Origin of the sequence: Limnothrix sp. PR1529, assembly GCF_002742025.1 — a bacterium.
In the GTDB taxonomy this organism is placed as follows: Bacteria; Cyanobacteriota; Cyanobacteriia; order CACIAM-69d; family CACIAM-69d; genus CACIAM-69d.
In genome coordinates this window covers 1-21,159 of the sequence record NZ_LIRO01000052.1, presented here as the reverse complement: position 1 = coordinate 21,159, position 21,159 = coordinate 1, and the positions used below count along the sequence as shown (strand labels likewise).

17 protein-coding genes are annotated in these 21,159 nt (G+C 56.1%); 9 read left to right on the top strand and 8 right to left on the bottom strand.

Features of this window, described 5'->3' with window-relative positions; translation table 11 throughout:
- The first annotated feature begins 424 nt into the window (after window positions 1-424).
- The gene (locus AMR42_RS08115; protein WP_234406828.1) at window positions 425-1,780 is read left to right on the top strand and encodes a bifunctional 2-polyprenyl-6-hydroxyphenol methylase/3-demethylubiquinol 3-O-methyltransferase UbiG; all 1,356 of its coding nucleotides are present in this window, start codon (window positions 425-427) and stop codon (window positions 1,778-1,780) included.
- A gap of 255 nt (window positions 1,781-2,035) precedes the next feature.
- Complete coding sequence (locus tag AMR42_RS08110) at window positions 2,036-3,382, top strand: class I SAM-dependent methyltransferase (RefSeq protein ID WP_099532950.1); 1,347 nt, start codon at window positions 2,036-2,038, stop codon at window positions 3,380-3,382.
- Between the two features lie 136 nt (window positions 3,383-3,518).
- Here the strand turns inward: AMR42_RS08110 and AMR42_RS19805 are convergent, their stop codons facing one another.
- Window positions 3,519-3,821, bottom strand: a complete 303-nt coding sequence (locus AMR42_RS19805) for a hypothetical protein (protein ID WP_143472987.1) — start codon at window positions 3,819-3,821, stop codon at window positions 3,519-3,521.
- Window positions 3,822-3,864: 43 nt separating this feature from the next.
- Between AMR42_RS19805 and AMR42_RS21495 the strand changes: the two genes are divergently transcribed.
- Window positions 3,865-4,353 carry a type IV pilin-like G/H family protein gene (locus AMR42_RS21495; RefSeq protein WP_099532949.1) on the top strand — a complete coding sequence of 163 codons (489 nt, stop codon included), beginning with the start codon at window positions 3,865-3,867 and terminating at the stop codon, window positions 4,351-4,353.
- 117 nt (window positions 4,354-4,470) lie between these two features.
- Here the strand turns inward: AMR42_RS21495 and AMR42_RS08100 are convergent, their stop codons facing one another.
- Window positions 4,471-5,835: an aminotransferase class I/II-fold pyridoxal phosphate-dependent enzyme gene (locus AMR42_RS08100; RefSeq protein ID WP_199858121.1), complete on the bottom strand. Its 1,365-nt coding sequence runs from the start codon at window positions 5,833-5,835 to the stop codon at window positions 4,471-4,473.
- On the opposite strand from AMR42_RS08100, the gene AMR42_RS21370 reads away from it, so the two are divergent.
- Window positions 5,824-5,958, top strand: a complete 135-nt coding sequence (locus tag AMR42_RS21370) for a hypothetical protein (RefSeq protein WP_255407536.1) — start codon at window positions 5,824-5,826, stop codon at window positions 5,956-5,958. The two genes, AMR42_RS08100 and AMR42_RS21370, sit on opposite strands and share 12 nt — an antisense overlap.
- 63 nt (window positions 5,959-6,021) lie before the next feature.
- Here the strand turns inward: AMR42_RS21370 and AMR42_RS08095 are convergent, their stop codons facing one another.
- A complete protein-coding gene (locus AMR42_RS08095) occupies window positions 6,022-7,176 on the bottom strand; it encodes an RNA-guided endonuclease TnpB family protein (protein ID WP_099532947.1) in 1,155 nt (384 codons plus the stop codon).
- A 303-nt stretch (window positions 7,177-7,479) separates the two neighbouring features.
- On the opposite strand from AMR42_RS08095, the gene pdhA reads away from it, so the two are divergent.
- Together pdhA and AMR42_RS08085 are read left to right on the top strand one after the other, a co-directional pair.
- On the top strand, window positions 7,480-8,514 hold the full coding sequence (gene pdhA, locus AMR42_RS08090; protein ID WP_099532957.1) for a pyruvate dehydrogenase (acetyl-transferring) E1 component subunit alpha: 1,035 nt from the start codon (window positions 7,480-7,482) through the stop codon (window positions 8,512-8,514).
- A 381-nt stretch (window positions 8,515-8,895) separates the two neighbouring features.
- Complete coding sequence (locus AMR42_RS08085; protein ID WP_099532946.1) at window positions 8,896-10,410, top strand: ABC transporter substrate-binding protein; 1,515 nt, start codon at window positions 8,896-8,898, stop codon at window positions 10,408-10,410.
- Window positions 10,411-10,441: 31 nt separating this feature from the next.
- On the opposite strand, the gene AMR42_RS08080 is transcribed toward AMR42_RS08085, so the two are convergent.
- From AMR42_RS08080 to AMR42_RS20335, 3 genes are all read right to left on the bottom strand, one after another.
- Window positions 10,442-11,353 (bottom strand): metal ABC transporter permease, encoded by a 912-nt coding sequence (locus AMR42_RS08080; protein WP_099532956.1) that lies wholly within the window; start codon window positions 11,351-11,353, stop codon window positions 10,442-10,444.
- Window positions 11,354-11,361: 8 nt separating this feature from the next.
- The gene (locus AMR42_RS08075) at window positions 11,362-12,102 is read right to left on the bottom strand and encodes a metal ABC transporter ATP-binding protein (protein WP_190354669.1); all 741 of its coding nucleotides are present in this window, start codon (window positions 12,100-12,102) and stop codon (window positions 11,362-11,364) included.
- Between the two features lie 150 nt (window positions 12,103-12,252).
- The gene (locus tag AMR42_RS20335) at window positions 12,253-12,390 is read right to left on the bottom strand and encodes a hypothetical protein (protein ID WP_158234402.1); all 138 of its coding nucleotides are present in this window, start codon (window positions 12,388-12,390) and stop codon (window positions 12,253-12,255) included.
- Between AMR42_RS20335 and AMR42_RS08070 the strand changes: the two genes are divergently transcribed.
- Window positions 12,389-13,534 (top strand): metal ABC transporter solute-binding protein, Zn/Mn family, encoded by a 1,146-nt coding sequence (locus AMR42_RS08070; RefSeq protein WP_099532944.1) that lies wholly within the window; start codon window positions 12,389-12,391, stop codon window positions 13,532-13,534. The two genes, AMR42_RS20335 and AMR42_RS08070, sit on opposite strands and share 2 nt — an antisense overlap.
- Window positions 13,535-13,559: 25 nt before the next feature.
- Here the strand turns inward: AMR42_RS08070 and AMR42_RS08065 are convergent, their stop codons facing one another.
- Both AMR42_RS08065 and AMR42_RS08055 read right to left on the bottom strand, forming a co-directional pair.
- Entirely contained in the window at window positions 13,560-16,028 is a 2,469-nt protein-coding gene (locus AMR42_RS08065; RefSeq protein WP_099532943.1) for an ATP-binding protein, read from the bottom strand.
- A 712-nt stretch (window positions 16,029-16,740) separates the two neighbouring features.
- The gene (locus tag AMR42_RS08055) at window positions 16,741-19,026 is read right to left on the bottom strand and encodes an HAD-IIB family hydrolase (protein ID WP_099532955.1); all 2,286 of its coding nucleotides are present in this window, start codon (window positions 19,024-19,026) and stop codon (window positions 16,741-16,743) included.
- A 268-nt stretch (window positions 19,027-19,294) separates the two neighbouring features.
- Between AMR42_RS08055 and AMR42_RS08050 the strand changes: the two genes are divergently transcribed.
- Complete coding sequence (locus tag AMR42_RS08050; RefSeq protein WP_099532941.1) at window positions 19,295-20,830, top strand: glycoside hydrolase 100 family protein; 1,536 nt, start codon at window positions 19,295-19,297, stop codon at window positions 20,828-20,830.
- Window positions 20,821-21,009 (top strand): hypothetical protein, encoded by a 189-nt coding sequence (locus tag AMR42_RS08045; protein ID WP_099532940.1) that lies wholly within the window; start codon window positions 20,821-20,823, stop codon window positions 21,007-21,009. The genes AMR42_RS08050 and AMR42_RS08045 overlap by 10 nt, the downstream gene beginning before the upstream one ends.
- The last annotated feature ends 150 nt before the right edge of the window (window positions 21,010-21,159 follow it).

Sequence of the window (21,159 nt, the reverse complement as noted above, 5' to 3'; positions counted from 1 at the left end):
TTGGCCACAGCGGCGCGATCGTCCGTTGGCTGGGAATGCTGTTCAATGCTCATAGGGTTGCGACTGACGATGTGGGAAATGGTGTTGGAGAAGATGGCAGGACAAGCCGTTCAAAAGTTTTCAGCCCACGGTGAAATCCATGGTGAAGCCGATTGCCGAGTTGATTGCCGAGCCGATTGTGCAGCCAATCACTAAGCAACTTGTTAAACAAATTGTGAAACCAACTGTTAAAACGGATCGGCGATCGGGCGGCAGGTAGCGGATTTGGGGCGATCGCTTCGGGATCGAAATGGGGCAATATGGCCAAGGTAGCCTCGGCAACCGCTTGACCACGGCCAATCCATGGCCCCGTCAAGATTCTAACCCGCCCTTGCCGTTGGGTCTTCCCACCCTTGCGTTAGGACAACTATTCGTTAACCCCCGCATGACCGAGCCATCCCTCTTGCCTTCTCCCACGAACCCCGCTGACGATCCGCTTGAGGATCCCCTTGCCAAGGTGCGGGCCCAGTTCGATCGCGCCCCCTATCCCCGCATTCCGCTCGATCGCTTACCGGCCGAAACCCATACCTACTGGCACGATTTCCGCACCGCCTACTATCGTCGCAACCAAAAAATTGCCAACACCGAAGGGCGATTGATGCTGGATGTGGGCTGTGGCAGTGGATACGGCGTGTTGAGCATGGCTTTGGCCAACCCCGGTGCGCGCATTGTGGGGGTGGACTTGTCGCCCGCTTCCGTGGACTTGGCCCAAAAGCGCTTGGAGCATCATGGATTGGGCGATCGCGTGGAATTTCATGCATTGGCAATGGAAGAATTGCCGCAATTAGGCATGGAATTTGACTACATTAACTGCGATGAATTGCTATATCTGCAACCGGATCCTGCCGATGGGTTGGCAGCCATGAAAGCCGTCTTGAAACCCGATGGCATTATTCGTTCCAATCTCCATAGTCTTTATCAGCGATTTGACTATTTCAAGGCCCAAAGCTTGGCTCACCTGATTGGGTTGATGGATGACAATCCGGGTGAGCTGGAAATGGGAATTCTGACCGAATTGATGGAGTCTTTGAAGGATACAACACTCCTGAAAATGCGAATTTGGGATTCTGGGAAAATGAAGGATGAACAGCGGGTGATGATGAACCTGTTGTTCCAGCGCGATCGGGGATTTACTATTCCGCAGCTTTTTGACTATATCGATCGCTCCGGTCTGGAATTCATTAGCATGACCGATTGGCAGTCCTGGGAAGTGACGGATCTGTTCAAAGACCCAGAGAATATGCCCATTTCGATCGCTTTTGGATTATCAGAAGCGCCGATTTCCGATCAACTACACTTTTTTGATTTGATTCGATCGAACCATCGACTTTTAGATTTCTGGTGTGGTCATCCTGACGCGGCGCAACCCTGGACAGCCCTCAGCGATTGGGAACCAGAAGATTGGCATCAATCCCGAGCCGCGCTTCACCCGCAGTTAGATACGCCAGAATTTGTCGCAGACCTCAAAAATGTGGTTTTAAAGGGCACTGATTTAAAGTTGAATCAACACCTGTCTCTGAACTGGGGTTGGGAGTCGGTCAGCAGCGCGATCTCTCTTGGGTTGTTGCCCCTGTTGGAAGGGATGAAAACCTTTACGGAACTCGCAGATTCGCTGCAACAATTGCGTCCTGTGGATCCAGTAACCTTGGAACCCATTGCGCGATCGGAAGTGGAAGCAGCCTTGCGTTATCTGCTCTCGGAATTGGGTCAAGCGGGTTATTTGTTGGTTGAACTCGCTTGAATTGAACTTGCCTGAATTGAACTTGCCTGAATTGGGCTGAATTAATTGGTGAATTGAACTGACGAATTGCCGAATTAACTTGACTTGGCGCGAATTTTTTGAAAATTCACGAGAACTCGAACGGAGTAAAGCCAAATTAATCCGAGTCAAATCAAATTCAAACCAAACTCAAGTCAAATTCAAGTCAAGCCAGATTGAATCAAATTGAATCGAATTGATTGATTTCGCAGCCCTGATTGGAAGCCCTGATTTGCCATGAATTTTGAATCTTCCGCTGAACGAGAAGCCTGGATTCAGCGACAGTTTGACCAAACGCCTTATCCTCGCGAACCGATCGAAACGGCTCCCGATAGTCAGCCCGATGAATTTCATGCCCACTCCTTAGCCACCGCATTCTATGCCCGCGATCGCCGATCGGTCAGCTCCGAAGGAATGCAGATTCTGGATGTGGGTTGCGGCAGCGGCTTCAAGGGTTTGATGTTGGCTCATCTGAACCCGGGAACAACCATTACCGGCATCGATCTTTCTCCGGCTTCGATCGATGTGGCGATCGAGCGGTTTCGGCGGTTTGATTTGCTCGATCGGGCTAAATTTTTAACCCTCAATATCGATCAGCTTCCTAGCCTCAATCAGCAATTTGACTACATCAACTGCGATGAGGTGCTGTACCTGTTGGAAGATCCCCTCGCTAGTTTGCGGTTGATGGCCAGCGTGCTGAAACCAACGGGTATTTTGCGAGTGAATTTGCATAGCTTCAACACTCGAATTCCCGTGCTTTGTGCCCAGGAATTTTTGCGTGATGTGGGCGCGATTACACCCGATCGGGATGAAAAAACCACCATGGCCCTGGTGGAATCTATTGTGTTGTCCCTGAATCCGCGCAATGTGGATGTGCGGAAAATGTGGGATCGCAATGACACTGACAATCCTGATATTCGCGAGCGGATCTTGGCTTTTAATTTCATGCTCCACGGCGATCGGGGATTTTCAGTGCCGGAGGTGTTTGACCTAGTTGATGGTGCAAACTTACAGGTCATTGCCCCGGTGGAACCCCAGGATTGGGCAGTGAAAACCATGCTGGATCTGGAGCAATTTCCCGAGGAACTGCGATCGCGATTTGCGCAAATCAGTTGTCGTGAACAAATGCATTGGCACGATTTGTTGGTTAGCCGCAACCGATTGATCGACATATTCTGTACGCCAAAAACCATGGCAGAACCGCCGCAGTCGCCCACGGTTGAGCAGTTGGTCCAGCAGCCCGATCGCACCCAAGCGGTGCTGCACCCACTCCTGAACAATCCAGAATTTGAAGCCGCCCTCGTGGAATCCTGCCGCTATCTCAAGCCCCTGAACTTCGCGAAATTTTTGCGGCGGCCGGAAGGCATCGCAGCGGCCAGTGCCAGCCTAGTGCCTGTGTTGGTTCCGCTGTTGACGGGGCCCCAACCGATTACGCAACTGATCGATCGGTTCATGCGGGTGCGGCCCCTGAACCCAGTCGATCGCTCACCAGTCGATCGCGCCAGTGCCACCCAAGCGGTTTGCAGCTTCTTGCGGGACTTGGAAACCTTCGGCTACATCTTCCTAGAGTCCACTGAGGCCTAGAGCCTGTCGTCAAATCGCCTGAGACCCTGATCTCACTGTTCATGGATCGTGGAAGACAAGGGGCTTAAGCCCCTTGCTACCGAACGATTTGGCAACGGTAGCAATCACTTGAACGGTAGCAATCATTTGAGCTGACCTATAAAAATAAGCTTGCCGCAGTACTGGGATTGACCCAAAATTCAGCATTTCCCAAGCGGCATTCCTTGGGCATCCCGAAAAATGGTGCTGAACAGGTGCTGCGCCCGCCCGTCAGGATCGCGGAAATCATGATCCTGATCCAAAAGCCACCTAAAAATTCCTTGGGGTTAACTCTCGAATATGCTTGTTTAGCAAGGGTTTTCAGGCTTTTTCCCTTGACCCCAAAAAAATTCTGCTGCGGTTGATATGAATCCCCGGTAACCTGGGTAAGTTGCAAGCATGAGGGGAACAAAATCCCCACCTTCCCAACCTTCCTCCCCCGACTCTCGAGGAGACTATCCCAGATGAAAGCTGAATTCAAAGCCAAGCTGATCCAACACCTCGCCCAGCGCCGCAACAGCGAAGAAGGCTTCACCCTGATTGAACTGCTGGTTGTAATCATCATCATCGGTATTCTGGCAGCAATTGCTCTGCCCTCCTTCCTCAACCAAGCCGCTAAGGCTCGTCAGTCGGAAGGTAGCACCTATGTTGGTTCGCTCAACCGTGCTCAACAGGCTTACTACGTGGAGCAAGGTAAGTTTGCTACTGACCTGAAGACCCTGAACGCTGGTATCAAGGAAAAAACCGATAACTTCGAGTACAAGACTGAAGGTGACGCAACGAAAGCAACCAGCACCGCTGAAAAGCAGCAAGCTTCCCTGAAGAGCTTCAAGGGCGTGGTGACGTTGGAAGACCAACAAGCCAAGGCTATCTTGTGCATCACGGCTAAGGAAAATGAAGCTGCTAGTGCCGCTACCAAGTTGGCTAGTGATGCTACCAAGGATTGCAACTAATCAAGGCTAGCGCAGTCCATTGCGAAAATGGATAGCCTTGGGTGGAGCCAGTGTTGTCGCTGGCTCCACCTTGTTTTTTGGGAATTTTTCCTTGGGAACTTTTCAAGGAGCTGATCGCTAGCGATCGGCTGAAATGATGACAAGACATTGTTGAACGCTGAGGTTCGCACAGCCGGTGCAGTCGCCGCCGAGGGCCAGGGTTTGCTGAATTTGGCCGATCGCCTCGGCAGTGATGATTTCCCCAGGCACAATTGCGGGAATTCCCGGTGGATAGGGACAGATCCACTCAGCGGCAATGCGCCCGATCGCCCGGTTAAGGTCGATCGCCTCGGTGGGGCGCTGGCTGGCCTGGCGTGGGGTCAGCGGGGCCGGACTGGGGGGCGCAAGCGACCCGGCAATGGCATCCAGCCCCCGATCGGGAGCCACTTGGGGCGATCGCGCCAGGGCCCCCAAAGCCGCCACCAAGCGATCGGCTTCCTGGTCGGTGTTGGCCGGTGTCCAAACAAAGGTTAGGTGCTGGGGGCTGCTGAGTTCGGCGGTGATGCCCCAATCTTGGTCTAACGCTTCATCGGCCTGGTAACCATTCCAGCCAGCCAAGTGAACGGTTAAGCGCGATCGATCCAGATTTGGCCCCGAAAGCACCTGAATCGCTCGATCGCCCGCCAACTGCGATCGCACCCGATCGACCCGCACCAACGTTTGGCCCCAATCAACTTGACCCCACAGCGCCGCCCGCCGCCGAGCCGCGTCCAAGCTGGCCATCAGCAAGTAGCTGGGGCTGCTGGAGGTGACCCATCGCAACACTTGATTCAGCCGATCGCGATCGATCAAAGCCTGGGGGTGTAGATGAAGCAGCGCCGATTGGGTTAAGGAACCAAGGGTTTTGTGAGCCGAAGCCACCACCAGATCCGCGCCGGCCGCCAAGGGAGCGATCGGGAGTTCCGGATGCAGCCCCAAGTGGGCCCCGTGGGCCGCATCGACAATTAAAGGAATACCGTGCGATCGAGTGAGTTGGGCGATCGCGGGCAAATCCGAAACCCAACCGTGATAGGTCGGTGACACCAGCAGCACCGCCTTCGCTTGGGGATAGGTCGCCAGGGCTTGGGCGATCGCCTCGGGAGTCACCACCGTGGGCATTTGCCATTCCCGATCGACCGTTGGCCAAACCCAGCAGGGCTGTGCCCCCGCAAGAATCAAACCTGCCAAAACAGATTGATGGGCATTGCGAGCCACAATCAGCGAGTCGCCATCTTGGCAAACTGCCCCGATCGCCGCCACCAGTCCGCTCGTGGCCCCATTCACCAAGAATCGAGTGAGGCCCGCCCCAAAGCAATCGGCCGCCAACGCTTCGGCCGCCGCGATCGCGCCCTGGGGAGCCGCCCAATTATCCAACCCATCCAGTTCTGTTAAATCCCAAGCCCAGCAATCGCCCCAAGCATCCGCCAACAGTGGGTCGATCGCCCGGCCCTTATGACCCGGCACATGAAACCGCCCCGATCGACGGCCCGCGCGATCGGCCAGCGCTTCGAGCAGGGGTGCGGCTTGCTGACACTCAGCGTGATGATCCGTGTGATGACCCGTGTGATGACCCGTGATTGCGTTTGAGATCTCAAACTGTCCGTCACTAATTCACTAATAATTGCTGCAATTGACTAGCAAATGCACCAATCAGGAAACTTCCTGCTTCATTGCGGCGAAGTCGGCTTCATCCGCTCCACAGACTGACACGACCGGACTGGCCGCCTTTTGCAGATTAATCGCGGCATTCAAATCGCGATCAATCTGCAATCCACAGTGATCACAATCAAACACCCGCTCTGAAAGAGATAGAGTCTCTTTTTTCGTGCCACAACGGGAACAAGTCTTGCTCGATGGAAACCAGCGATCCACGATCACCAGTTCAGAGCCATACAACTTCGTCTTGTAATCCAGTTGCCGCCGAAACTCATAGAAGCCCATATCCTGAATCGCCTTGGCTAGCTTGTGATTCGCCATCATTCCAGACACATTCAGATCCTCAATGACCACCGTGCCGTGGTTCTTGGCGAGGTAGGTCGTGAGCTTGTGGATGGTGTCTTTACGGATGTTGGCGATCCGCTGATGCAACCGGGCGATCGCCCGTTGAGCCTTTTTCCAGTTCTCAGATCCTTGCTGTTTGTGGCGATTTAGCCATTGCAAGCGAGAGAGCCGGGACTCCAGTTGTCTGTAGGCTTTAGCGCCTTCAAACACTTCTCCAATGCTGAGAGTTGCCAAGGACTTGATACCCAAGTCCACACCTACAACATCAACCAATTTAGGCGTAATGACAGGTTCGATCTCGATCCGAAATGAGATAAACCAATCATGCGCTTGGCGGCTGATGGTGACTGATTTGGGCTGGGTGTTTTGAGGTAATGCCTCATAGGTTTTCAGGATGCCAATCTTGGGAACCTGAATTTTATTCAGTCCCTTGATGCGTATGGTTCCATCCAGTTCAAAGGAGTCATGGCGACCCTTTTTCTTGAATTTAGGAGCGCCTGAAGTCTTTTTGAAGCATCGATCCCAAGCTACCCGCAAATGGCGTAAAGCATTTTGGGGCGCGCTTTTGGAGACTTCGTAGTACCAAGGGTGTTCAGATTTAACTAAGGCTACTAACCACTTGTGCAAATCAATTCCAGATGGAAACTTGATCTTTTCCTCGGGATGTAATTGGTTATGGTCAAGGATGCTCTTAGTCAGTCCCAAACCCCAATTCCAGGCATGACGCGCGACACCGGCATGGCGAGCTAGTACGGTGCGTTGTTGGTTGTTGAGCTTGAGTTGAGTTTTGAATCCGAGTAGCATCTGTTCATTGTATGACAGCCTGTAGGATGGATTCGCATTTTTAAGAGAATGTGAGCAAATGACAAGAAATCAATTACTGTTGATTAACCCCCCAATTCCATGCATCCCCATCCTGGATTTCACAATGCCGTGATCGCCCAACCGCGCGGGGACTGCCAAAGTCCGGTACTATGTTGAACTGGATTTCCCAAAAAATTAGCCGCGCAATCGGTGGGATGGCGCAATCGATCGCCGCCACCCTTGCCCAGGCAATCCGAACCCTCTGAATTGACCGACTCAGCCCGCAACCCCAGCACCAGCGAAATGGTACAAGAACGCGTACTTCCCGCAACCCCGACCACCCGCGCCACCGTCACCCGCGAAGAAGGGCTTATGCTCTACGAAGACATGGTGCTGGGTCGCCTTTTTGAAGACAAGTGCGCCGAGATGTACTATCGCGGCAAAATGTTTGGCTTCGTTCACCTCTACAACGGCCAAGAAGCCGTTTCGACGGGGGTGATTCGGGCTTTGCGCCGCGATGCCAATGATTACGTGTGTAGCACCTACCGCGATCACGTTCATGCCCTGAGTGCTGGTGTGCCTGCCCGGGAAGTGATGTCAGAGCTGTTTGGTAAGGTGACGGGTTGCAGCAAGGGCCGTGGCGGTTCCATGCACTTGTTCTCGGAGCCGCACCGCTTGCTGGGGGGCTATGCCTTTGTGTCGGAAGGAATTCCGGTGGCAACGGGCGTGGCCTTCCAAAGCAAGTATCGACGAGAAGCCATGAATGACCCCAGTTCCGACGGGGTGACCGTTTGCTTCTTTGGGGACGGAGCCGCGAACAATGGCCAGTTCTTTGAATGCTTGAACATGGCGGCCCTTTGGAAGCTGCCAGTGATCTATGTCATTGAGAACAATAAATGGGCGATCGGGATGGCCCACGAACGGGCCACCTCGGTACCCGAAATCTACAAAAAAGGCCCCGCGTTCGGGATGCCCGGCGTAGAAGTGGACGGGATGGATGTGTTGGCGGTGCGCGGTGTGGCCCAAGAGGCGATCGCCCGGGCCCGCGCTGGCGAAGGCCCCACGGTCATTGAAGCCTTGACCTATCGTTTCCGGGGTCACTCCTTGGCCGATCCGGATGAACTGCGGGCGAAGGAAGAAAAGGAAGTTTGGGGTAAGCGCGATCCGATCACTCGCCTGGCCGATCACCTGCTCGGTGAAGGATTGGTGAAGGCGGAAGAACTGAAGGAGATCGATCGCCGGATCCAAGAGCATGTGAACGATGCGGTGAAATTTGCCCTCGACAGCCCTGAACCGGATCCCAAGGATCTGTACAAGTACATTTTTGCGGAAGATTAAGCTAGCCAGAACCGTCAAAGATCGAATGAACGGGCTAATCGAAAGCTAAGGCGATCGTCCGTCAGAAACCGCGAAATTCCGCATAAACTGGGGCAAAGGGTCATCCTTCCTGCCCCAGTTTTTGATCGGACAAATCCGACAAATCGGACAAACAGATCGCACAGATTTTCCGATCGAGCGATTGGCGCGAATGATTGAGCGAACCTATCGATCGAAGACTGGCAACAGCAATGGGGCAAAACAGAAATGGTCAAAACCAAGGACTGCCGGATCGGGTCATTGTTGATCGGGTCGTTGTTGATCGGGTCATTGTTTTGATTGATGGGCTGTGGGGTGACCTATTGATCCAGCCATCTTGATCCAGCCATCGCGGTTTTGCCCATGAGTCGTCGCTCCCAAGATGCCCCATTACTGATTACGGCTCTGTTCATGTCCTTGGCCCTGTTGGGTGGGGGCTATTGGTTGGTGCGATCGAACGGTCTTTTGGGCAACGAGGGCCAGACCCCGCCAACCGCTAATCCTCAAGGGGGGCCGGCCCCGTCCTTGAGCAGTGGTGAGCAGGTCTTGTTGGCAGACTCGCCCGATAAGTTGGCGGCGGCCGCGGCGGGGCAAGCTGGAGATCCAACCCAGGCGATCGCCCTGTTGCGCAAAAGTCTGCAACAGCGGCCCAACGATCCGGAAGCCCTGATTTATTTGAATAATTGGCTGGCGCGGGAGGCTCCGCAACGGACGATCGCCGTGGTTGTACCGGCGGCTAATTTGCCCGATGTGGCCAAGGAGTTGCTGCGGGGAGTGGCGCAGGCCCAAGCCCAATGGAACCAGGGCGATCGGGAGCGATCCGGCCCGAAACCTGCCTGGCAATTGCGAGTGGTGATTGCGGACGACAGCAACAACCCGGTCACCGCCAAGGCCGTGGCCGAAACCCTAGCGGCAGATCCTCGGGTGTTGGGGGTGGTGGGCCACTTCAGCTCCACCACTTCGCTGGCGGCGGCTGGGGTTTATCAACGGGCTGGGCTGCCGATGATTTCCCCTTCCAGCACGGCGGTGACCCTCAGTGGGTTGGGGGATGCGGTGTTGCGAACGGTTCCGAGCGATCGCCAGGCGGGACAGGCCCTGGCGATGGTGGCCCGTCAGCAGTTGAAACTGGCGCGGGTCTCGGTGTTTTACAACCCCAAAAGCGCCTATAGCCAATCCCTGAAAACGGAATTTGTGCAACAGTTTATGGCCGACGGCCAGGGCCAGGTGCAGTTGCAAGAGATGGGTTCCGAGCCGATCGATGCGCAACGGGCGATCGGTCAGGCCCAATCGTTCAACACGGAGGGCTTGGTGCTGTTTGGGGAACGCCAAAGCCAGGGTAGCGAAGGGTTAGTGCTCTTGGGCGATCGCTCGACACTGCCGTCAGCTTTGGCGATCGTGGAAGCCAATCAAGGACGGCTGCCGGTGTTGGGGGGCGATTCAATTTATTCACTGGACTTGTTGAAGTTGGGAGCCAGTGCGCAGGGCACGATTCTGGCAATTCCCTGGCATCCGGATTTGCCCCAATCGTTGGATTTTGCCAAGGCCATGCGTCGTCGTTGGGGTGGGGATGTGAATTGGCGAACGGCGATGGCCTACGATGCGGCCCAGGCTTTGATTCAAGCAATTAATCAGGAAATTACTCAAAAACCTGACCAAAAACCGGTTTCCGGCAGCAATCTGAATGAGGCCCAAGACCCCACGCGATCGGCTGTGAAGGCTGCGTTGCATCGGCCAGATTTCCAAGCGGCGGGGTCTTCCGCTTCCGTGCGCTTTGCCAATACGGGCGATCGCTCGTTACCCCTGGTGTTGATCACGGTGCGGGAGGGCAATCGATCGGGAACGGGGTTTGATTTCCGGCTGTTGAATCCTGGCCCCTAAGCGCCCAATTTTTGCTGATTTCTGTTGATTTCTAGGGATCGGTTCCGTCCGTGGATTCTGAGTCGATCGAGCTGGAATCGATCGGGGTGCGGCCCGCGGCCTTGGCCCGCCAGCCTTGGAACAAAACCCCCTGACGTGGGCTAAACAACAGCGACAGCACAAAGAACCCGGAAGCCACCAGCACGATCGCCGGCCCCGAAGGCAAATTGAAAAAGTAACTGAGATATAGCCCCGCCACGCTGGAGCAACAACCCAACAGGGCCCCTAGCCCCATCATTTGGTGGAGTCGAGGGACAAGCAAATAGGCTGTGGCTGGCGGCGTAATCAACAGGGCCAACACCAACACCACCCCCACCGCCTTCATGCTGGCCACGATCGTGATCGCGATCGCGGTGGTCAGCCCCCAATCTAGCCAACGGACGGGCAAGCCAGCCGCTTGGGCCCCGAGGCGATCGAACGTATAAAAGTGCAGTTCCTTATAGCAAAGGGCGATCGCTCCGAGCACCAGCGCCGCCGCCAGCCCCGTATCCCACAGGTCACCGCTGGTCACCGCCAGGAGGTTGCCAAACAGGAAATGATTGAGATCGATTTTGTTGTCTTTTTGGATCGTGGTGATCAGCACAATCCCCAGGGCGAAAAAGGCCGAAAGGACAATGCCCATGGCCGCATCTTCCTTGAGGGGCGATCGATTGCGGATAAAGTCAATGGCCGCCGCGCTCACCAACCCGGCTACCAGGGCCCCTAGGAACAAGCTGCCACCCATGGCAAAGGCGATCGCTAAGCCCACCAACAGAGAATGGCTGATGGCATCGCCCAACAGGGCCATGCGCTGCACCAAAAGATAGCTGCCCGTGCAGGCACAAAGCAGGCCAACCACCACCGCCGCCACCAATGATCGCTGAAAAAAGGTGTATTGCAGCGGTTCCGCTAGGGCTTGCAGCAGCCCGTCCATTAGGCGGCCTCCTGGAAAAATTTCACCCGGCTGCCATAGGCCCGTTGCAAATTCAGGTCATTCAACACCGCCGCCCGATCGCCCGCGGCCACCAGTTGGCGATTGAGCAGCACCAAATCATCAAAATGGGTAATCGACTCGCCCAAGTCATGATTCACCACCATCACCACCTTGCCGTCTTGGGCCAGTTCCCGAAACAGGTCAAACAAGATGGCCTCATTGCGCCGATCGACCCCCACGAAGGGTTCATCAAAACAAAACACATCCGCTTCTTGGGCGATCGAGCGTGCCAAAAACACCCGCTGCTGTTGCCCTCCCGATAGCTGAGCGATCGGGCGATCGCGCAATTCCCACAGGCCCACCCGCTCCAGGGCCGCCCGGGCCGCTTGGCGGCTGGTGTTGGAAAAGGGCCGCAGCCAGCCCGTTTTGCGCGTTCGCCCCATCAACACCACATCCCAAACCGTGGCCGGGTAATCCAAATCCACCTGCGATCGTTGGGCCACATAGGCCACGCGATCGAGCTGTTGTTGCAAAGGGCGATCGCCATAGACCACCCGCCCCGCCGCGATCGGCACCAGGCCCAGCATGGCCTTCATCAGGGTGCTTTTGCCCGCCCCATTGGGCCCCACCACGCCCGTCAGCCGTCCGGGCTGGATGCGCAAACTCACATCCAGGAGCGCCTGCACGCCGCGATAGGCAGCATTTAAGTGGTCAATTTCGATCGCATGAGTGCTCATCATCATTGGAGTTGGGCCCATGGGCAAAAAAAGTCCAGATCAAATCGTGCGAAATGACCTGAACCCGATCTAGCAGCTACCTGCCTTTCACGATATCAAACCGAGAAAGATCATGAAAAGATTATGAATGTAATTATGAAATGATAATGAAAGTTAAGTCAAGCCCTCCCAGCGCTCTGATTGCGGCCGGGCTGCGGGCCCTTGGGTAAAAACACCGCGATCGGGCTGGGGTTGGCCCCGGTCTTGGACTGCTGGCGGTGGCTTGATGATGGCAATGGAGAAACGGCACATGATTCGACCCTTAGAACCCCGAAAACCACGGCAGAAATTACCCCAATTACCCCAATTACCCCAGAAAGCACGGCAGAAATTACGCCAGCAATCACAACTGGCATCACCGCGAAAACACCACACAACCGGCCAGCCCTCGATCGGGCAGTGGGGCCCCGGTTTTTCTTGGGGGCGATGGCTGGGCAGTTTGGGGATTGGGGTCTTGCTGGTGAGCTGTGGGTTAGGAGAGCGACCCAGCGGGCCCGATCGGCCCACGGTGGTGGTCACCAGCACGATTTTGACGGACTTAACCCAACGGGTGGCGGGTGATGAAGTGATCGTGAAAGGCTTGCTCCGACCCGGTGATGACCCCCACCTCTATGAACCCGTGCCGCGCGATACGGTGGCGATCGAGCGAGCAAATCGGATTTTTTACAATGGCTATAACCTGGAGCCGGGAATTATTAAGCTGATTCAATCTTCGGGACAGACGGCCAAGGCCGTGGCGATCGGGGAGCGAGTGCCGGCCCTCACCCTACCCAAACAGGGGGCAACGGTTCCGGATCCCCATGTGTGGGGCAGTGCCCGCAATGGAATGGTGATGGTGATGGCGATTCGGGATGAATTAAGCAAGCTTTCCCCGGGCGATCGGGCGGAGTTTGTGGCCAATGCCGATCGGTTGTTGGGGGAACTCAAACAGCTTGATCAATGGATTGGTGACCAAATTCAAACCATTCCCGCCGCCCAGCGACGACTGGTGACCACCCACGATGCTTTTCAGTACTATGCCCAGACCTATCGGATTCCGGTGCTCGGAACCCTGATTGGCATTAGCACGGAGGAGCAACCCAGCGCCCAAACCATGGCCCGGATGGCGGCGGCCATTCGCCAAGCCAGAGTGCCAGCAATTTTTGCAGAAACAACCATTAACCCGGCTTTGATTGAGACGGTGGCGGCGGAAAGTGGGGTCGCCCTGGCTCCCGACAAGCTCTATGCGGATTCGATCGGGGTGGCTGGGGGGCCGGCCGAGAGCTACGTGAAGATGTTGGCGCAAAATACGCGGGCGATTGTACGGGCCTTGGGTGGGCACGATCGCCCCTTTACGCCAAACCTTGCGCCCGCCAGCGCACCCACTCCCTCAAGCGCCCCAGCCATGCCGCGTTAGGGCTGGTTGGCCAAACTGCAACCGCTCAGGTGCGGCAACTGGGCGGCAGGGGCAGCAACACCGGCAGCCGAATCACAAATTCTGTGCCCCATTCCGGGTCGGAAGTCCAGTCGATCGTGCCGCCGTGATTTTCCACCACAATTTGATAAGTGATGGACAGGCCCAAGCCCGTGCCGCGACCCACGGGCTTGGTGGTGAAGAAGGGATTAAACAGATGGGGGCGAATGTCGTCAGAAATCCCATAGCCCGAATCACGAATGGCAATTTCCGCGATCGATTGGGGGCCGTTGCTCAACAGGCGAGTGCTGATTTTCAAGATGGCGGGCCGATCGATCGACTCCATCGCGTCAATGGCATTGCCAATGAGGTTCATCAACACCTGGGCCATCTGTCCCCCATGGCAGGTCACCAGGGGCAATTCTCCCCGATCGATCTCCAATTGAATGCCCCCAAACCGCCCATTGGGTTCCAGTCGGTGGCGCAGGAGGGTGAGGGTTTCGTCCAAGCATTCGTGGAGATTGGTGGGTTTCATCCCCGCCCGATCGAGGCGAGCAAAGTTGCGCAGGGAAAGGACAATTTGCCGAATTCGCTCCGCTGCCAACCCCATGGCTTCTAGGAGTTTCGTGAAGTCTTGGCGAACAAAGGTTAAGTCAATGTCCCGCAACAGTTGGTCGATCGCCTCGTGGGCTTCGGGATAGGTCGATCGATAGGTGTCAATCACCCTCAGCAATTCCGCCAAATATTGCCGGGCATATTTCAAATTGCCATGGACAACGGCGATCGGGTTGTTGATTTCGTGGGCAATGCCAGCCACCATTTGCCCCAAGCTGGACATCTTTTCGCTTTGGAACAGTTGCATTTGGGTGGACTGCAACTCATCCAGGGCTTGGGCCAGGCGATCGGCCTGGTCGCGGGCTTGGCGGGCCTTGTCTTGGGCATCGGTGTAAAGGGCCGCTTGATCCAAGGCGATCGCCAATTGGTCGCACACCCCCCGCAACAGGCCTACCTCGCTTTCGCTCCAAATTCGATCGCCCCGATGCTCCACACAGGCCACCGCCCCCAAAAAGGTGGTGCGGCTGCCCTGAACCGGCAAAATCAACGCGGCCCCCGCCGACAGTTGCGCCAAAAATTCCTGCACCGTAATCGCCGCCGGCCGCACCACCTCATCGGTGCAAACAATTTCCCACTGCAACAGCAACGGCGCAACTCCCGCCGCCAAGCCGTGTAACTGCTTGCCCACAAAGCTCGGTAGACCGCCCTGAGCCGACTCGGCCGCCACTTCCCAATAGGATTGCTCCAGGAAGGTCACATCCTTGTTCACCGGCCGGGGGCAATAGTTCAAAAACAAGCAGCGATCGACATGCAGCAGCGATCGAATCTCCTGCACCGCCGCTTGCAAAACCACTTCCACATCCAGGGATTGGCGAATTTGCCCCGCCAACCGAAACAGCAGCGCCTCCCGCCGCGACATCAGGGCCTCGCGGGCCCAGGCTCGGTCAATGGCCATGGCCAAGACGCTGGCAATCCAACCCAGGGCCCCATGTTCCGCCGACACCATGGGCCGCCGCCCAAACAGGGCCATCACCCCCACCAATTGGTCATCCACAATCAGGGGATAGCCCGCAAAGGCCACAACCTGCTCACTGTCGAGCCAATCGCGGGCCTCAAAGTTGGGGTCGGTGGCGGTGCAGTTGGTCAGGTAGGGTTGGCGACTTTGGGCGATCGCCCCCACCAGGGAAGCCCCGATCGGGATATAGGTGGGAAATTCCGCCACCAGGGAATGTTGGCCGGCTGAGGCTCGCAACTCCAGCAACCGCGCCTCCCGGTTATAGGTCCAAACCCGCACAAAGGGCACTTGCAGGGCCCCGGCGATCGTTTGGGTGCAACGTTGCAACACTTCCGACAGCGATCCCCCAGAAGCGAGGGCTGCTCCCACCTCCGCCTCCAACTTGGACAGCCGGGCCCGTTCAATCAACACCCGATCGGCCAAGCGCCGTTCTGTGATGTCGTGGCAGTTCACCACAATGCCGCGCACGGCCGAATCGTCCAGCAGATTGGTGGTGACCGCATCAAAAAAACGCCAAGAGCCGTCCCCATGGCGCACGCGATAATCCGACAGCCGTTGACTCACGCCGGGTTGGGCCAGGGCCGCCGCGATCGTGCCTTGGACGGCGGGCAAATCTACCGGATGCACGAAGTTTTCGACCGGTTGCCCCACGGTTTCAGCGGAGGTGTAGCCCAAAATGCCCTCGGTGGAGGGGCTGACGTAGCGAAAAATTCCGCAACTGTCCAAAATCACTACAATATCCGTGGCTTTTTCAATCAGAGATTGAAAATTGACCTGATGCTCATCAAAGCTCACGGCCCGGTAGGGGGGAGCCGAATCGGCCTCCGGGTGCAGAGCAATGCTCGCGTCAGGTTCTGACCGAGACGGTGGGGTCGATGGTGAGGTCGATCCAGCAGGAGATGAGGCGGTGCTGAACGGGTCGGTCATGGGGCTAGGCAACAGGACTTCTCGAAGGCAGGATGACGGATCCCCAGGGGCGATCGCACGGGACGATCAACGCTTCCCATACGTTAACAACAGTCTGAAAGGACGGCCTGAATTATTTTGGGAAGAATTGCTTTGGGAAGAATGACTTTGGAAAGTCCGTCGGGAATGATTGGGGGACTGGGTTGAAGCTGAGGAGACTGGGGCCAGCGGCTTGCGGGCATGACTCCAGGGCAATAGAGGCACAAGCGAATGGGGCAGGGCAGCACGCGATCGGCCATGGTGCAAGAGGCTTGGTTTGAGCAAGCGACAATTCCCTCAGCACAGACTAACTGAGATTACCCGGACGCTGCCGCAGAAAGTCCCGATTTCAAGGTTTTGATTCGCCCACTGAATTAGAGATTGGAACAGAGATGCAAACTGACATCTAGACCGAACCCACCAACCGATCCACCAACCGATCGACCCGCCGATCGACCAGCCGATCTATCAAACAGAAAACAAAACAGATGCGGGCTAAGCAGCCTCGCCAGGATGGGACTGCTGAACCCGCATGGATGTTGTTGGAGTTGCCCGATCCCTCATGATTTGAGCATGAGACCCTGCTAGCTTCCGTCGCAACGATCACGCTTCGGAGGCCAACCAGCGCCCGATCGAGCACTGAATTATGGGAAGGATCGGTTTGGGAATGTGACTGGGCGGTCGCCCATTAGGTTCAAGACAGGGCCCGCTGCAAGGTTGACTGTTTGGGGCCACCGGGGCGATCGCCCGAAATTGAGCTGCTACCGAAACGGGCGATCGGGCTGGGATACACCAACGGGGACGGAGGCCGATCGCCAAAGCCGGGAATTTGGTAATGGGCCAACCCTTCCAAAATGCCCCAAGCGTAGTGCCCTCCGGCAAAGTAGATGTTTGGATGAGTGCGCAGCCGATCGAGTTCGCGGCTGTGGTTCCCCACCACCACGGCCCGGGTGTTGCCCCGCAGCATGGAAACATCATTGCCCGAATCGCCCGCCACCAGCAGGTTTTTGATCAAAAATCCCCACTTCAGAGCGCAGTAGCGAAGGGCATCGCCCTTGGAGGCACGCCAGGGCAAAATGTCTAAATATTGCCCATGGGAGCTAATTAGCCGGACATTTAGCCCCTGACGGCGCAGATATTGGCGAATTTGGCGAACTTGGGGCGCAATTTGCGGATCAATCCAATAGCTGATCTTGTGCGATCGCTGGTTGGCAGCGGGCTGCAACACCAGGCCTTCCATGTCGTTCAAGGCGTTGCGGATGGCGTTCGGTTGCCAGTTGTGGCTGATGTATTGTCGCCAACGGGTGTCGGGAACCAGGTCGGGGCCGTAGTGAATTTCGCTGCCAACGGCCGTGATCAACACATCCGGGAGCGGGATTTGCCAATCTTGCAGGGTTTCGAGGGCGCTGGGCAGGGTGCGCCCGGTGGCCACACCAAACCCGATCGCTCGATCGTCCACCAGCAACTGGGCCAAGAGCTGATCCAGTCCTTCGCGATCGCCAATCAGGGTGTTGTCAATGTCGGAAATGAACAGATGTTCTGCCCGAATCAGCGGATTCGTGGAAACCTCCCGCCGCTGGCGATGGGCTGGGGTGGTGACGCTGAGGGCGCTGCCCACATGCAAGGCCTTGGGTTGTAACAGTTGCCGAATCTGTTGCAGATATTTTTCCGTATGGGCTTCCCAGGAAAAGGTGCGTCGCACACCTGCCAAGCCTTGCTCAGACCATTGTTGCCAACGATCGGGCTGGGTCAAGGCTTGGTAAAGGGCCGATCGAATTTGGTCAAGATTTAACGGATCCACCAACTGCCCGTTGGCACAGGCCGCCAGAATATCGCGCGGGCCGCCGTCATTGGTGGCCACCACCGGCAAACCGCTGGCCGCCGCCTCAATCAACGTTAAGCCAAAGGGTTCCGTCAGGGCCGGATTAATGAACACGCCCCGAGTTTGGGTGGCCAGGCGATATAAGTCCGCCACGTCGGTGCTCTGGTGTTGCTTGGGATAGGCCACCTTGCCGTAGAGATCGTAGCGATCGATCAACAGCATCAGTTCCGTCATCACCTGCCTGGGGCCCGGCTCCATGGCTGCAATGTCCGTGCGGCTGCCCAGCACCAACACCAGGTTGGCCAGGGATTGCAACTCCGGCGACTCGCCATAGGCCTGCACCAAACTGGCCACATTCTTGCGCCGCTCCGCCCGCGACAGGGCCAGGATCATCGGCTTTTGTGGCTCGGTGAGGAATCGATCGAGCTGGGTTTGGATCGGTGGGGTGGGCCATTGGGCCGGCGGTGGATAAAACTGCTGCAGCTCCGTGCCCGGCGGAATTACCACCATCCGATCGGGCTGGTAATTGTCATAAACCTGATATTGCTCCTGCACTTCCTGTTGTGTGCTGGCCACAATCAAGCTGGCACTGGCCAGGGTGACTTCCTCCGCTTCAATGCGGGTGTTGAAGTGGAACTGCTCCTCCAGGGCGGCCGGTTTGCTGCCTTGCTCCAACATTCGCTGCAACTTCACCCGCCCCAGTGAATGGCCCGTATGTACCAGGGGCACCCCCAGCCACCCGGCCACCCGGGATCCCACATAGCCCGCATCGGCGTAGTGACTGTGAATCAAATCCGGCGTGCGGCCCACCGTGCGCAGGTAGCGCAAGACTTCATCGGCAAAGATATCGAGATGGGGCCAAAGTACCTCCTTGCGCAGATAGCGACGCGGCCCGGCCGGTAGCCGAACGATTTGCGATTTGGGGCTGAGGGGTTCAATGGGCTGGGCATAGTCGGCGCTCACTTTCGGGTCTTGGATGCGACGAGTGATGAGATCGACCCGATCAATTTCTGGACGCTGGGCGAGCGATCGCGCCAGCTCCACCACGTACTTGGTTTGACCACCCGTATCAGCATCGCGGCCCAGTTCCAAATTGCTGCCCCGCAGCAGGCCGTGAATGCTAATGGTGACGATATACAGGTTTTTCAAGTCAGTCATGGTTCTGTTGGAATCCTCCATGAACAGCCCGTTCTTCAGCGATGGGTAATGACCAATGACCCTCGGGATGCTGAATCGAGCCTTGAGTAACTCGGCAACTGACGGTGAAACGACTGGTTGAACGACCGGCCGAAACGTGCCGCTCGGCCTCTCCAGCATAACCAGCGAATTTTGAGTAGCTTGGAGGGGTTACCCGAACCTCAAATTGCCCAGCGATCGGTTAAGCACCGGCCACAAGGCGATAGATTTCCGCTAAGGATTTGCATTTATGGCTCGATTTGACAGCGTTCAAAGTATTCATCACGCGCGGCATTTGCTCTATGACAAATCAATTGTTTACTGTCGCGATCGCCCCGTGGGAACCTTTGCCGCCTTGCCACAACCTCGGCGCGATCGACCCGATGCCCCGCCGGATCCTGACCTGAATTACAACGAAGTTTTCATCCGGGATAACGTACCCGTGATGATTTATTTTTTGCTGGATGGACGAGCGGATTTACTGCGAGATTTCCTAGATATTTGCCTGGACTTGCAAAGCACCGATCCCCAAACGGAAGGCATTTTTCCCAGCAGCTTCTATGTGGAACCCAACAGCCAAACCCTGGTGGCTGACTATGGCCAACGGGCGATCGGGCGGGTTTCCTCCGTTGATGCCAGCCTTTGGTGGCCGATTTTGGCCCATGTTTATGTGCAACGCACGGGCGATTGGAGTTGGAGCCAACAACCCAAAGTCCAACAGGGAATCCAGCGGTTTCTGCGGCTGATTTTGCATCCATGGTTTCGGCACGCTCCAACCCTTTACGTACCCGATGGAGCCTTCATGATCGATCGCCCCTTGGATGTGTGGGGCGCACCCTTAGAAATTCAAACCTTGCTGTATGGAGCCTTGCTCAGTTCCGTCGTTTTAATTCATAGCGACCTGAAGGAAAAAGTGATTGGCAGCACTGCCGGATCGGCAGCCCTCACCGATCCCTTTATTCGGCAGCAAATTTGGCAATTACGATACGCCACTGCCCTGGCCCGTCGCCTGCGTCGCTATCTGCTTCAGCACTATTGGATTAATGGCAAAACCATTCAAATCCTGCGCCGTCGCCCCACTGATCAATATGGTGAGCGAGTTTCCAATGAATATAATATTCGCACCGAAACGATTCCCCACTGGTTGCAAACCTGGCTGGGCGATCAAGGGGGATATCTGATTGGTAATATCCGTACAGGTCGCCCCGATTTTCGCTTTTTTTCCTTGGGCAATTGCTTGGGCGCTATTTTTGATGTGCTCACTTTTTCCCAACAGCGTGCCCTCTTTCAATTGGTGCTGAATAACCAAGCCGATTTGTTTGGAGAAATGCCCTTGCGCATTTGCCATCCTCCGTTGGATGCCAGTGATTGGCGCAATAAGACCGGGTATGACTCCAAAAATCGCCCCTGGTGCTATCACAATGGCGGTCACTGGCCCTGCCTGCTTTGGTATTTTGTGGTGGCCGTTTTGCGACATCAACAAACGTCAACCACGCCCTACTATCGCTTTGGGCATTTGCACGAGTCGCTCTGGGATTGTCTGCAAGATGCCTATCAGGTGTTGTTGAAGCGGTTACCGGAACAAAAATGGCCGGAATATTTTGATGGGCCCACGGGGGTTTGGTTGGGTCAAGAGGCGCGTCTTTACCAAACCTGGACTTTTACGGGCCTGCTGTTGGTTCATCATTTTTTGAATAAGCCGGCCGATGCCACGGTGTTGGATATGCCGGGATTGCGATCAATCCTGTCGATCGAGGCGCAATATCAGGATGTGCGATGGGATTGAGGACGCTGGCAGCCAAAGCGATCGCCCATGGCGACCGAACCAGGCCCCACAGCGGGCGATCGCGTGAGTTGCCGGTTCGGGCCCGGCGATCGCCCCAGGGCCCCGCCCTGCGCATTGACCCGCACAATGCCGGGGAACCCCCGGCCGAATTCCTGGGGCGATCCCCTAGCCGGATTTAGGTAAAGAAAGTTAAACTTTTCTGAGAGTGATTGTGGCGATTCGATCGCTTTGTGCTTAGTCGCCCTTGGCCATCGATCATCCCTGACCTCTCATTTTTGTCATTTATTTCCCTTCTTACTCGGAGTTCTTCCATGACCATCGCAGTTGGA

Bases quoted from the DNA above. Each gene is read 5' to 3' on its own strand.
- AMR42_RS08115 (WP_234406828.1), top strand. From the start codon at position 425: ATGACCGAGCCATCCCTCTTGCCTTCTCCCACGAACCCCGCTGACGAT.
- AMR42_RS08110 (WP_099532950.1), top strand. From the start codon at position 2,036: ATGAATTTTGAATCTTCCGCTGAACGAGAAGCCTGGATTCAGCGACAG.
- AMR42_RS21495 (WP_099532949.1), top strand. From the start codon at position 3,865: ATGAAAGCTGAATTCAAAGCCAAGCTGATCCAACACCTCGCCCAGCGC.
- AMR42_RS21370 (WP_255407536.1), top strand. From the start codon at position 5,824: ATGACCCGGCACATGAAACCGCCCCGATCGACGGCCCGCGCGATCGGC.
- AMR42_RS08095 (WP_099532947.1), bottom strand. From the start codon at position 7,176: ATGCTACTCGGATTCAAAACTCAACTCAAGCTCAACAACCAACAACGC.
- pdhA (WP_099532957.1), top strand. From the start codon at position 7,480: ATGGTACAAGAACGCGTACTTCCCGCAACCCCGACCACCCGCGCCACC.
- AMR42_RS08085 (WP_099532946.1), top strand. From the start codon at position 8,896: ATGAGTCGTCGCTCCCAAGATGCCCCATTACTGATTACGGCTCTGTTC.
- AMR42_RS08075 (WP_190354669.1), bottom strand. From the start codon at position 12,102: ATGATGAGCACTCATGCGATCGAAATTGACCACTTAAATGCTGCCTAT.
- AMR42_RS08070 (WP_099532944.1), top strand. From the start codon at position 12,389: ATGATTCGACCCTTAGAACCCCGAAAACCACGGCAGAAATTACCCCAA.
- AMR42_RS20335 (WP_158234402.1), bottom strand. From the start codon at position 12,390: ATGTGCCGTTTCTCCATTGCCATCATCAAGCCACCGCCAGCAGTCCAA.
- AMR42_RS08065 (WP_099532943.1), bottom strand. From the start codon at position 16,028: ATGACCGACCCGTTCAGCACCGCCTCATCTCCTGCTGGATCGACCTCA.
- AMR42_RS08055 (WP_099532955.1), bottom strand. From the start codon at position 19,026: ATGACTGACTTGAAAAACCTGTATATCGTCACCATTAGCATTCACGGC.
- AMR42_RS08050 (WP_099532941.1), top strand. From the start codon at position 19,295: ATGGCTCGATTTGACAGCGTTCAAAGTATTCATCACGCGCGGCATTTG.
- AMR42_RS08045 (WP_099532940.1), top strand. From the start codon at position 20,821: ATGGGATTGAGGACGCTGGCAGCCAAAGCGATCGCCCATGGCGACCGA.